Annotated in this window: 6 protein-coding genes; 1 reads left to right on the top strand and 5 read right to left on the bottom strand. The window is 35.0% G+C overall.

Annotated elements, in window-relative coordinates; genetic code table 11:
- Window positions 1-38 precede the first annotated feature (38 nt).
- The 4 genes from pbpC to TD29_RS06590 all read right to left on the bottom strand — a co-directional run bounded on the left by pbpC (window position 39) and on the right by TD29_RS06590 (window position 9,045).
- A complete protein-coding gene (pbpC, locus tag TD29_RS06605; RefSeq protein WP_040279742.1) occupies window positions 39-2,387 on the bottom strand; it encodes a penicillin-binding protein 1C in 2,349 nt (782 codons plus the stop codon).
- Between the two features lie 30 nt (window positions 2,388-2,417).
- On the bottom strand, window positions 2,418-2,753 hold the full coding sequence (locus TD29_RS06600) for an antibiotic biosynthesis monooxygenase family protein (protein WP_040279705.1): 336 nt from the start codon (window positions 2,751-2,753) through the stop codon (window positions 2,418-2,420).
- A gap of 120 nt (window positions 2,754-2,873) precedes the next feature.
- The gene (locus tag TD29_RS06595) at window positions 2,874-3,233 is read right to left on the bottom strand and encodes an endonuclease domain-containing protein (protein ID WP_040279704.1); all 360 of its coding nucleotides are present in this window, start codon (window positions 3,231-3,233) and stop codon (window positions 2,874-2,876) included.
- 217 nt (window positions 3,234-3,450) lie between these two features.
- A complete protein-coding gene (locus TD29_RS06590; protein ID WP_040279703.1) occupies window positions 3,451-9,045 on the bottom strand; it encodes an alpha-2-macroglobulin family protein in 5,595 nt (1,864 codons plus the stop codon).
- Between the two features lie 269 nt (window positions 9,046-9,314).
- On the opposite strand from TD29_RS06590, the gene amaB reads away from it, so the two are divergent.
- Window positions 9,315-10,868 (top strand): L-piperidine-6-carboxylate dehydrogenase, encoded by a 1,554-nt coding sequence (amaB, locus tag TD29_RS06585; protein WP_040279702.1) that lies wholly within the window; start codon window positions 9,315-9,317, stop codon window positions 10,866-10,868.
- 84 nt (window positions 10,869-10,952) lie between these two features.
- Here amaB and TD29_RS17830 read toward each other — a convergent pair.
- A partial coding sequence (locus tag TD29_RS17830; protein ID WP_152611477.1) for a choice-of-anchor L domain-containing protein occupies window positions 10,953-13,900 on the bottom strand: 2,948 nt, incomplete at its 5' end.

The raw sequence follows: 13,900 nt of genomic DNA, 5'->3' as shown, positions 1-13,900 counted from the left end.
AATTATAAAGGCAAAGGTAATAATTTATATGAGGTTTTTTATTCTGAAATAGAAATCAAACGTTTTACCTCATTTCCAAATTCATCAACAACGGTTATGGTGTGGTTGCCTTTCTTCGGAAGAATTGCCAGTTCATGAATATCTCGCGTTGTACCAACATAAGTTTCATCAAGATACCAATACACATTTGATGCTGGTTTGGAGTGCGCAATTTTTAATATGAGCTCATTGGTTTCGCCATCGAAATCTTTCGGAAGGAATATAGAGTTATTCTCCTTAGGGTAAATAAAATCTATTGATGCTTGATGTTCACCCATACAATCCAAACGCAATTTAGGTAAGGGCTTATAAAACGGATTTTTACTTTTATAATAATGCGCTTTTAAAGGCGATAATACAAACCAAGATTTATGAACAATATCACTCAAATTCTCACATGAAGAATTCACTTGGTAGGTCTCATTTTTATCAACATGCGCTAAAATATGGTAAGGACAAGGAGCTGTTTTCAATCCGCTATTTTGAATAAAGTTTTGCTCTGTTATATCGCAATTAGTTGATGCTCGATGTCCGCTTTTTGAGCAAATGGTTACCTCTTGCATTTCATCATAAGGCTTTGCAAACCAGTCACTATTTGGCAACACATCAAACACATCAAATAAAATTGGAGCTGCAGTTTGTACACCTACCAATCCTGGACGACCTTCACCATCTGCGTTACCAACCCAAACGCCAACCACATAATCTTTTGTTGTGCCAATTGCCCAAGCATCGCGAAACCCAAAGCTGGTACCTGTTTTCCAAGCAATTTGTTTAGAATCATCAAAAAACTCCCAACTTTCATCGCCTTGAGGTCTGTTTACTTTCTTTAAACTTTCATAAGTAAGGTATATGGATGCAGCATCAAACAGTGATTTTTCAGCAGACCTATCTCCAAAGTTTACAATTTCCGAAGCAAAAAACGTAGGCTCTACAAACTCATTGGTGTAATATTCACTCGACGTTTCAGAAAAGTGATTAAGCGTTGACGACATAGATGCGTAACTTTTGCATAAGTCCCAAAGATTGCTTTCTGCGCCTCCAAGTATGAGTGATAATCCGTAATGATTGGCATTATATTTTAAATCTTTGAGTTGTAATTGTTTGAGGTATTGATGAAAACGATCCAATCCAAAATCTTGAAGCATTCGTACCGCAGGAACATTTAGTGAACGAGACAAAGCGCGACTTGCAGGCACAACACCATCATATTGTTTGTTAAAATTCTCTGGGTTATAACTCCCAAACTGACTTGGCACATCTGTCACCAAAGTATTGGGTAATAAATCTCCAGCATCCAACATGGCTGTATATAAAAAAGGTTTTAAAATACTACCAGTACTTCGTGGCTTATCAATAATATCTACATCTTTTTGATGTTTTCTATCGGTAGGTGTATTGCCAACGTAGGCCAAAACTTTACGCGTATGCACATCTAAAACTAAAACCGCAGCGTTATGAATTTCATTCTGTTTTAAAATATTGTATTGGTTTTTTACAATAAAATTAATGCGTTCTTGAAGATCACCGTCAATGGTTGTTTGCATGCGCTCTCCACGATTAGTTGTCGCTACTTTTTGTAATAAATGAGGTGCGATTTGCGGTAACGCGTAGGGTTTTTGAGGTAGTTCTTCGGAAATGGATAATTGATACGTTAAGCTGTCTATAATTTCATTTTCTACGAGTTTAGCTAGCAATCTATCGCGCTTTTCTAAGAGTCGTTTTTGGTTTTTTCCTGGATAAATAAGACTTGGTGCATTGGGTAAAACCGCTAAAGTGGCACTTTCTGCCCAAGATAATTGATGTGCACCTCTATTAAAATAACGCCAAGATGCAGCATCTAAACCAACAACATTACCTCCAAAAGGTGCGTTGCTACTGTAATAAGCTAGAATTTCTTGTTTAGAATCCCTTAGTTCTAAACGTGTGGCTAGAATAATTTCTTTTAGTTTTTCTAGATAAGTTCTTGATTGACCTTTTCTAGATAATCTAATCACTTGTTGTGTTAATGTGCTACCACCACGTTTTACTTTTCCAGAACTGATATTATCCCTTAGAGCTTTGAAAATTGAAATAGGATTAAAACCAGGATGGTCATAAAAATACTCATCTTCAAACTGTACAATACAGATTTTAAATTTCTCTGGAATACTATCATTATGCGGAAATCGCCATTGACCATCAGCTGCGATTTGTGCACCTAATAATTCATTAGTTTGACTCGTAATTACAGTTGCCGTTGGGTCTTTGAATAAATCACGTGGAAGGCAAAATGTGTACACAAGAAGGAGTATCGCCAAAACGATAGATTTCTTTTTGTGTTTTTTAATGTAGTTTACTAGTTTCATAGCACTTCCCACAATTTGGGGATTTCTTGATTATTTTTCAAATTTATACTCACGTTCTACTTTGCAAATTCTAACCTTATACCAATTATACCAATGATCTCGTCCTTTTTGTTGCGCAATTAAATGATTGGTTTGTTGTTTCCATTTTTTTATCGACTCTAGATTTTCCCAATAACTAACTGTAATCCCAATTGTTTCGTTAATCGCAGTCGAACTATTGTTTCTTGCGCTTTCAATACCCAAAAATCCTTCTTGTTGTTTGGCTAAGTTTTCCATTTGGGTAGACATTTCAGCATAACCCTTGATATTTTTGGTTTGTGTTGAGGTAAAAATTACTGCGTAATATGGCTTATTGTTTTTAATCATAATACGATACTGTTTTTTAAGTTAGAACCGTTTTTTTATAAAGGCTCTATTTAATTCTCCTCCTTATTTTCAAGGAGGAGTGGATTTGGTTTTAGTAAAGAAACCAAAGACGAGGTGGTTTTAATCCTTAAACTGTTTTTCAATTTCTTTTAACACAAAATCAATATCTTCAAAAACCATTTTATTTTCAAATCTTATTAATTTAAAACCTAGAGCTTCTAAATTTTGAGTTCGTTCATTATCTTGATTGGATGTCGCAAAATCGAAATGAACAGCTCCATCTAATTCAATAATTAATTTTTCCGAAGCACAATAGAAGTCAACAATATAATTTTTAATACTATGCTGCCTTCTAAATTTTCTATTATTTAGTTGTTTTCTCTGAAGGTGATTCCATAATGTTGCTTCTGCTGAGGTTGCATTATTTCTGAGTTCTTTTCTATATGGTTCTAAATATTTTCTGTTATGTATGTTTGACATATGTTTTGTACTTAGAGTTATTTTAACCCTTCCGTCTCCAAACGCTTTAATGAGTTTGAAACCACCTTCCCTAAAAAAAAGGGAAGGAATTAATTTAGATCTATAGATTTAAGTTAGAACCGTTTTTTTATAAAGGTTCTATTTAATTCTCCTCCTTATTTTCAAGGAGGAGTGGATTTGGTTTTAGTAAAGAAACCAAAGACGAGGTGGTTTTTTATCACTTTACAACCTCAATCCAACGCCCTTTATTTCTCACAAAGAAATCATTATCATACATGGCTTCTGCTTGTGTGCCAGGTAAATAATAGGTTCCTAAATAGGCAGCGTTAAGCATAACTGTAAATACTTTTTCTCCACTGTTATTTCTGCTATTTTTGCTGCCAATATCAAAATAGAAATTTACACGATCATCACGAATATCTGTATAGCGTGCTTGACTGGTTGTGGTGTCGCCAAAATCTGTAAAACGTGTATTGACAATTTCCCAACCTGACGGAAAGATCTGTGTTAAAGCCACGTCATATAATCTACTATCAGATGTGTTATTTACTGTAATTCTTGCTACAATATCCTGACCTTGTTGTAGCTTATTTACATCTAGGCGATTTCCGTTAAGATCTTGATAAATCACAGAAACTGTTAAACCACGCTGTTCAACCAACTCCTGACCTAATGGTAATTGACCAGAATTTAAAACTCTTACATAAACCAAATTACCAATACTATTTTTGAGTTCTAAAGTGTTTGAGCCATCTTTAACTACCAATTCTCTTTGTGCAATAGCGCTCTTGGTTGTTATCGTTTCAGTTTTACCATTAAAAGTATAAGTGAGATTCATGTCTTTACCACCATTAGCTTGAACGAGTTTTGCCATTGCCAATAAACTGTAGGCTGTGGTTTGCGTGCTCATCCATTGGTTACTTGATAAATCTTTAGCAATTTGTTCTGCAAGCTCACGCGCTTTCGGGTTTTTAGTAATAATCATGGTCTCTAAGGCCATGGCTCTATTTCTATCAACCGATCCATACGTGTAGTAATTGTACTTTTGAGGTTTGAAACTTATATTTGCGCGTTGTGATAATTTGTCACTCGCTTCTTTTTGTCCGGCTAATGCATACGCAGCAGCCAATCGCCATTTTGCCTCGTTAGAAATTTCACTGAATTCACGCAACCTGTTCATCGATGCTAAATCTGCACTTCCAGCTAATGCTAAAGTGTATAATCTATACGCTTGCGCTAAATCTGAATTGTAATTTCTATAACTAGGTCGCCAATCTCTGGCTGCCTGTTTTTGGTAACGTAACCAATTACTTTTAAAGGTTAGTGGTAATACAAATCCTTTCTTTTCGGCTTCTATCATAAAATGTCCTGCGTAACTTGTTCCCCAATCATTGGCCGTATTTTCTCCAATCCAATAGCTTAAGCCACCACTTGGTCTTTGAAAATTGCCTAAACGTTTGATTCCGTTTTCTATATTGGATTGGATTTCCTGTTTCTTCTCATATTTTAAATCGAAGATGTCGCTTAAGTATAACTGCGGAAATACGCCAGACGTCGTTTGTTCAACACAACCATGAGGATAGCGAATTAAATACTGTAATCGCTTAGAAAAGTCCATTGGTGGCAGTGTTGAAAACTCTACAGTAGCACTATTAGTTCCTGGAACGCCAAAGGTTGAAAATTCTAATGTTTCCGAAGCATTAGCCTCCAATTTACCATTTTCATATTTTGAGGTAATTGGGTTTGGATTGGTCACATCCAATTCTACTTTATAAGTTGATTTTTCACCATTTCCTGTAGCGATAACCTCTACTGTATTAATGCCTTTTGCTTTTGAAACATCCAATTCAAAGAATGCCATTTTTTCATCAGGTTTAGCGAAAGTCAATTTTTGTGTGGCATTGCCAACTACCGAAATTCCATCACTCAACTTCAGGCTAAGGTTTACATTTTTCACTTTAGATTCCATAGCAAAAACAGTGACCGGAAGCGTTACTTTTTCTCCTGGACTTAGTTTTCTTGGTAAGGTTGCTAATACCATTAATGGTTTTTTAACCTCTACAGATTTGTCTGTGCTACCATAAGCTTCAGTCTCATTATTTCCTGCAATAACCATGGTTCTTACCGCTCCTATATAATTTGGGAGTTTGATTTTATGCGAATTATTTTTTCCTGATTCTAGTTTAAAAGGTCCTAAATAGGTCACAACAGGCTTAAAACGATTCGCTTTTTTATTCTTGCCTTTTGCAGCACTACCATCACCACCAATGGCGAATACTTGATCTATACTTCCTGAATAGGCTCCTATAACATCATCAAAAATATCCCAAGTTTTTACGCCTAGCGCTTCGCGAGAGTAGAACTCAGACCATGCATTAGGTGTTTTAAATCGGGTTAAATCTAGCAAACCTTCTTCAACCATTGCAATGGTATAAGTCATGGCTTTATTGTTTTTCTCTGAAACAAAAACCTCAAATTCTTGTTCTGGTCTCAAAACGCTTGCCATACGTAATTCTGGTTCAAGAATGGTTTTTGGGTCTTCAACCATAATAGGAATGACGCCAAATAAACGTATTGGTAAATCATTACTTGTAATCGCATGAGGTTGTAATAATGAAATATTAACAAAAACGTTTGGTGCCATTTCTGAAGTAATTGGGATGTCTACTGTAGTTTCTCCTTTTTCAGTTTTTACCCACTTGTAATCAATCACATCAGATCCATTTTCTATACTCACCAAAGCACGACCTTCGCTTCCAGATGGGAATTTTATTGTTGCAGTTTCTCCAACATTATAATTGTCCTTATCGCTAGCAAATACCAACATTTTTGCAGCCTCTTTGTCATTACCTGTTGACATACCAGACCAATTTTTATAAAAATAGGCGGTACGTCCTGTAGCATGACCACTTACAGGATCATAAATTCTAATGAGGTAACGACCTCTATCATTTTCAGGGATCTTTAGAGTAAATGTTGTTTTGCCATTTGCTCCTGTAGATGCTTTTTGGTCTAAAACTGGCCTGTGGTAACTGCTAGATACGTAGTTTGATAAGTTGTCGTAAGAGGAATTCCACCACCAACGCCATTCTACTTTATAGACTTTTATTTCAAGGTTATCACGCTTAATAGGTTTTCCATCTTTATCTACAACGGCTAAATCAAACGTTTGATTAGTGTCTGTAAAATATGATCCATAATAATTACCTTCTGGAGATTTTAGACCAACATAAGAGTCATATGGTGAATATTGTTTTGTAAAGGCATCTAGTGAAAAATCACCTCCATTTTCAAAAGCTCTCACTAAAAATTGTGCGTTTAGCATTCCTGGAGCATTTTTACCAATATCTAGTCTTGTATTGATGGTTGCAGTTCCATTGTCATCAAGATTGCCTTCAAATACATTAAGTTCTTCGGTATTAAATTGTCGTGTTGGATCGTTAAACACATACCCTTTAAAATTTTTGAAATTGGTATAGGAGGCACTAAACTTTGCTTTAACTTCTGCTTTAATATTTTTGGCTGGTGCTCCATGTAACCATTTTACATCCAATGTTCCATTTAATAGATCTTTACTCGACAAAATCTCTTCATCAAAATCAATTTTAATTTTTAAACGGTTAGGTTTTACAGTTTCAATTTTGAGCGCTTTATAAAATTGAGCACCTCCAACAGATACTTTAGCGTTGTAGTTTCCGGTTTTACTTTCCGAAGACGTTGGTACTATAAACTTGTAAAAATTATTAACATTATCTGTCGTTACATTTTTGTATACTAGTTTTCCGTTGGGATCTGTAACTTCCATTTTTACAGGATGACCTTTTGGGAGTTCATTAGCTTTATCATTTAGTATAAATGTTAAAAACAACGAATCTCCTGGACGCCAAACACCACGTTCTCCGTAGATGTAGCCTTTTAGTCCGCGTTGTAGTCTGTTTCCTGAAACATCAAACTTACTTAGAGAAAGAGAATTTCCGTCGGTAAGTCTCATGTAGCTCGTATTATTACCTTTGGTGACAATGGCGAAAGATGCATATTTATTAGCTTCGTAAGTTGCTAAACCTTCACTGTTAGTAAACACAGATCCAATTTCTTGTTGCTGGAAGTTGAACAATTTCACATTAGCATTAGCCTCAGGATTTGTACTTAAAATATCAGTTACCGCAAAATAGTACGTATTATCTGCGCCTTGCTTTGCAATAACACCCAAATTAGATGCGAGTAAATTTTGAGCTATTATTTTGTTGTCATCATAGTAAGCATCGTCACAAGGATTGTCACGTTGTCTCCAGTTGTAGCTGTAAGTTCTATACCTGTAGGTGCGATTATCCCAATATTCTTCTTCTTTTAAATCGTCGTCTTCAGTTGAGGTTTCAGCATAATCACCTTCATAATAGTAATCTTCTTCGTAGTAATAATCATCATATTCGTCATCTTCATTTAATGACCCACTTGGGTTTGCTTGACAGTCATACAACGAATAATTTTTATTATAATCAATTTCTATACGGTAAATGGCGCCAGCATCTGCCTTAAAAAATTTAGATAAATCAATGCTGTAGGCTTTCCATTTTCCTGTGTTTTCGGCAGGAGATTGCAACTGTATTGTTTGTTTTGCAATGCGACGACCAACACGTTTAATTTCGTTTTTATTATTGCTATTTAAAGGGTTGTCTTGTAAAAATTGTAACACATTATCTTCAAAAATTTTGATAACTCTCACATCAACAGCACTCAAGTTTACGGCTTCAAAATTGAATTTTAGATCATTAGAATTTGGTAAAATCGTCCCATTACTAATTAAGCGAACTGCAGGTTTTATTTCTTGAAATGATATCGCTTCGGAAAACGGCTGCTTTAACTTATAACCATCTTCATTTTTAATACCTTGAAAAACATCCACCTGAATATTACCAACCAACTTCGTGTCTGGATACACTTTTAATACATTACCAACTACCACAAATTTTGGTTTTTTAACGCCTTGAATAGTCACTAAACCATCAAAATTCTGACTGTTTTTTATGGGATCAGAAAAATTAATATATAAAAATTGTTCTGGCGTTTTATAAGGCTCAACATTCACGATTTTAAAATTATTAATACCAGGAATTTGAATTTTGTTCTCACCAATATTATCCGATTTTATAGATTTACCATTCCATTTGATGACAATTTCAGAATCCTCAACCAAACGATTAATACTATCAATTCTAAAATCAAACTGCTTTGAGGCTTCGTTAAGTTCGTTGAATTCTAGTTTTAATGTTTTTCCATTTTGAGTAGCTTCAATAAGTTGTTTGGCATCTTCAATTGAAATTACATCTGCAGATTTGATAACAGCTTCAATGTATTGCCATTTTTTACTATACGATTGTAGAGCATGGGTATTGATACTAAAATTTGGTGTAATGGTTTTAAATTGAAACACATAATCCTCATAATCTTTAGGCATGTTTTTGTAAATCTCATCCAATTTCACTTTAACTGTATACTCTGTTGCAGGCTCTAGATGTTCGTCTGGTGTAAAGATTAAAGTATGGGTATTTAATACTGTTAATGTCCCATCGGTATGAGGAGAAAGACGCACAATATCTCCATCTAATTCTTGACCTTGCACCCAAGTTTCAACATGTGACGCTAAGTTGATTCTAATTGGAGTTGTAACGGATTGTAATCCAGATGAGGTATAACTAATATAGTCTCTAAATTTGAAAAGGTTATCTGTTTGCTCGGTAATAGTAGCTTGCTTTTTACAAGAAAAAAGTACAGTAAAACAGAAAATAATAATGTAAAGTGGTTTGATTTTCATGGCAAAAGAATTTAAATGTCAATGAGGACGACTATTCAAAATTACTATTTTATTGCTGAAATGCGAGGTAAAAAAACGATTCGTTAGGCATAAAATAGAATGTGTATAGGTTTTAAAAGAATTCGTAATGCAAAGTGACTAATTAATTCATAATCTTAACTTTTTTAAGGCTTTAAACTTAATGCAATCGTTATATGGCATCTGTAGAAAATGATAATTTATTAGTATCTTCGCGTGATAATTTAATAATTCATAAAATTTAATCATATATGGAAGCAATTGCTACCGATTTCGGAATAAAAGACGCCTTAAAACAATTAGGTGTAAGTGATATCAATAACGGAACATCTACTGGTTCTAACAATTTTTCTAATGGAGAGATTATTGAATCGTATTCTCCAGTTGACGGACAGTTAATAGGAAAAGTAAAAACGACAACACGAGAAGATTACGATAAAGTAATGGATGCAGCTACAAAAGCATTTTTGTCTTGGAGAGATGCGCCTGCTCCTCAACGTGGTGAGATAGTTCGTCAATTTGGTAATAAATTAAGAGACTTAAAAGAGCCTTTAGGGAAATTAGTATCTTATGAAATGGGTAAATCTTTACAAGAAGGTTACGGCGAAGTTCAAGAAATGATTGACATCTGTGATTTTGCAGTTGGTTTATCTAGACAATTAAACGGACAAACAATTCCGTCTGAACGTCCAGGACACGTCATGAGAGAACAATGGCATCCAATTGGTGTAGTTGGGATCATCTCTGCATTTAACTTTCCTGTAGCTGTTTGGGCTTGGAATACGGCTTTAGCTTGGATTTGTGGTGATGTTTGCGTGTGGAAAGGTTCTGAAAAAGCACCTTTATGCTCAATCGCTTGTCAAAATATTATTGCTGAAATCTTAAAAGAAAACAACTTGCCAGAAGGCATTTCTTGTATCATCAATGGCGATTACAAAGTAGGTGAAATGATGACTACAGACCATAGAATTCCTTTAGTATCTGCAACAGGTTCTACTAGAATGGGAAGAATTGTTGGTGCCACAGTAGCTGAGCGTTTTGGAAAATCTTTATTAGAGTTAGGAGGTAATAATGCTATCATTATCACTCCAACTGCAGATTTAAAAGTAGTGGTTCCAGGTGCTGTATTTGGAGCTGTAGGAACTTGTGGGCAACGTTGTACATCAACACGTCGTTTAATAATTCACGAATCGGTTTACGATAAAGTACGTGATGCGATTGTTGGTGCTTACGGTCAGTTAACCATTGGAAATCCATTAGATGAAAAAAATCATATTGGTCCATTAATTGATCACGATTCTGTTAAAACGTATTTAGCTGCTATTGAAAAAGCAAAATCTGAAGGCGGAAACGTATTAGTTGAAGGTGGTGTTTTAGAAGGTAAAGGTTACGAAAGTGGTTGCTACGTAAAACCAGCAATTATTGAGGCTGAAAATCATTTTGAAATTGTACAACATGAAACATTTGCTCCAATTTTATACCTAATGAAATATTCTGGAGATGTTGAAAATGCTATTGCTATGCAAAATGGTGTTGCTCAAGGATTATCTTCTGCAATAATGACGAACGAAATGAAAGAAGCTGAGAAATTCTTGTCTTATGCAGGATCAGATTGTGGTATCGCAAACGTAAACATAGGAACTTCTGGTGCTGAGATTGGTGGTGCTTTTGGAGGCGAAAAAGAAACAGGTGGTGGACGTGAGTCTGGATCTGATGCTTGGAAAGTTTATATGAGAAGACAAACAAATACAGTAAACTATTCTGATGAATTACCTTTAGCACAAGGGATTAAATTCGACTTGTAAAATCATAGCGTGCTAGACACGACTATTAAAAATAAAAAAAGCCACATCAATCGATGTGGCTTTTTTTATAAATATAATTACTGATTATTTTTCTCTTTGTAAATATACCCAACCTGTTTCACTTTCTCTATCTTCAAATTCTACAGAGTAGAAATAAGTACCAACTGGTAACTCATCACCATTGTCTGATTGACCAGCCCATTCATCAACATAGTTTGATTTTTGATACACTGAAGATCCATATCTATTAAAGATTTCCAATCTAGTCACTCTAAAGTTACTTAAATCAAAACTATCATTCATACCATCACCATTTGGCGAGATACCTTGTGGTATAAAGCAGCTTTCTAGTTGTATGACTTCTTGCGATTGAGAAGCTACACAACCTGTGTCATTAAAAGTAACTTCGATGGTATAAATTCCTCCTAGTAATACAGGAAGTGTTAAACCATTTTCTCCAGGGATTAATTCTGGTGTTGCACTAGCATCAAAAGCATAATACCAACTAAATGATACTTCAGAAGCATCATAATTAACTGGAGTAGCCTCTATTATAATAGGCACAACCGCGTCAGGACAAACTTCATAATCAAAATCTTCAGTAAAAGTAGTTTCTGGTTCAGTACCTAATACCAAATTAAAACTTGTTGTATTTGTACAACCAGTCTCATTATTTGTTACTAAGGCATATACCGTTTGAGGGTCTGACTCACTAGTATAAGGACTCATAAGTGGATCAACACCATCAATAGCATCTTGTTCAGAAAAGTGATATGATACCGTAAAATCTACTGCACTTTGAGTATCACCTAGAATTGCAGCGTCATTGTCTGGTAAATTAAACACTGCTGTATCATTACCTATAGAGCATCCAACTAAATCTGGAGGTGTGTTTGCTATTGGTAATGGTAAGAATTCAACTAAAATTGCATCTGAAATTATACAAGAAGGTGAAAATATAATTTGAGCAGTATAAGTTCCTTCTTCAGTCACTTCTAAAATATTAGTTGTCTCTCCGTCAATTTGGAAACCATCTTTAAACCATACGTGAGCTACAGAAGGTGCTTGTGTTTCAAGAATAACTTGCTCTCCAATACAAGCAGCTGTTCCTGCTTCTACAGTAATATCTACTCCTAGATCAACTTCACCAATATCAAAACTTCCTGCTTTTAAGAATACACCAGAATCTAGAGCAGAATCATTGGCATCTGCAATCACCAATTTAATATGATACGTTTCACCAATATTAACAGCCGAAAATGCTGTAAATACTTCAGTTCTACCATCAAATGACATTGGTGGTAAATTATCAGGTGTATATCCGCCAAAGTATTCTTCATTAATAGCAGGACATCCAGGGTTTTCTGGGTGAATATTAGTTACCAATATTGGTGTAGTAGTTCCTGGTAACACGGCTAAATTAGTAGTTATGTTATTTTCATCGGTTAATAAGAACGCAAAGGCATCAGAATAAGTACATTCAAAAGTACCACCTGTTGCTCCGTTATATTCTTCAGAAGCCATTAAGAAATCAAAACTAATCTCATCAGATAATGGCACAAAATCAAATTCTATTATAGAAGCATTATTTGAATTAATTCCAACTTCAGCATCTAATTCAGCATCTCCAACCCAAGCAAAACCACCATCACTCATTGCATTAAAATTAGGACCACCAGCTAAAGAGGCATCACCAGAAGTTAATAAAATACCTTCTTCAAATGGGAAACTTCCTTCATCAGAACTGAAATATCCAATACCATTAACATCACCGAAATCTGTTCCAGTTGAAGAGGTAATATTAGTAATTTGAGCACAAGGACTATTAATTAAAATATCTACAACTAGTTCTTCAATAGTATATGTTGTTTGATCTACAGATACATTCCCTGATCCTGGTCTAATACATAAATCAAATGTATAATCTACAGGCTCATCATCAGCAGAAAACACTCTGACATAGTAAGTACTACCTACAGTTAGTGATGGAGTCAAACTAGCATCAGCATCAGAACAATATAATTCTACAGGAGCATCACAAGTACCTTCATAAACAGCGTGGTCAAGATTTTCGAAAAAGCCACTACTGTCTATATTAGTCAATTGTATAATTTGAAATTCATTTAACGCTGTAAATTCAAACCATACATCGTCATCTGGATCACCAGCACAAGATCCAACAGGTAAACCAGAATCTGTAGCTTCTAATAATGTACCTGAGGTAAATATGGTACAACTATCGTCAGCATTAACTCCTGCAACTGTGGCATTACATGGGTTATCATTATCTGGAGGGCAAGCTTCTAGTCTAATGGCAGAACTATTAATTATACAGTTGACATCTTGATCATTGCTTAAAGTAATGATTACATCTGTAGCAAACGGGAATGCACCAACTTGATACACACCTGTTGCTGATACGGATACCGTATTTCCATCAATATTATTTGATATTGTTAAAGATGTTGCATCTCCTAAACTCGTAACATTCACATCTACTAGGAACTGATTTCCATTAGCACAGTCATCAATAATTTGATATGAAGCTACTGGATTTATACAAGTTGCACATGATACTGTATAATTAATTCCATCAGTAAAAGTACCTGACTCGCAACTAACAGATCCATCTGATGTAATTTGAAATGAAATTGTGTCTCCTGTTGATTGAAAAGTTAATCCTGAAATATCTCCATCATTTCCTTCATCATTGTATAATTCTGTCCCATCTGTATCATAAACAACTAAGAAATCAAACGGAGCTCCTTCAACCTCTCCTGTATTAAATGTTAAGTTAAGAGGTGTCCCATCTGAACTTGTATAAGTAAATATTTCGGAGTTATTATTTCCATAGCACAAAAACCCAGATATTGGTCCTGCGGCACAATCGATATCAAAATTAGTTTGAATGGTCGTTGTAAAATTCGTAGGTCCTGACCAAACACTAAATATTCCACTACCACAATCTGCTCTTACCCAAACTTCATATTCTGTTTCAAAGTCTAAACCTGTAATACTTGCTGATGGTGTAT

The sequence above is a fragment of the Psychroserpens damuponensis genome, assembly GCF_000826655.1.
Classification (GTDB): Bacteria; Bacteroidota; Bacteroidia; order Flavobacteriales; family Flavobacteriaceae; genus Psychroserpens; species Psychroserpens damuponensis.
This window is presented reverse-complemented; position numbering and strand designations above follow the sequence as displayed.

Coding starts and splice junctions, on each gene's coding strand:
- amaB (WP_040279702.1), top strand. CDS start 9,315: ATGGAAGCAATTGCTACCGATTTCGGAATAAAAGACGCCTTAAAACAA.
- TD29_RS06595 (WP_040279704.1), bottom strand. CDS start 3,233: ATGTCAAACATACATAACAGAAAATATTTAGAACCATATAGAAAAGAA.
- pbpC (WP_040279742.1), bottom strand. CDS start 2,387: ATGAAACTAGTAAACTACATTAAAAAACACAAAAAGAAATCTATCGTT.
- TD29_RS06600 (WP_040279705.1), bottom strand. CDS start 2,753: ATGATTAAAAACAATAAGCCATATTACGCAGTAATTTTTACCTCAACA.
- TD29_RS06590 (WP_040279703.1), bottom strand. CDS start 9,045: ATGAAAATCAAACCACTTTACATTATTATTTTCTGTTTTACTGTACTT.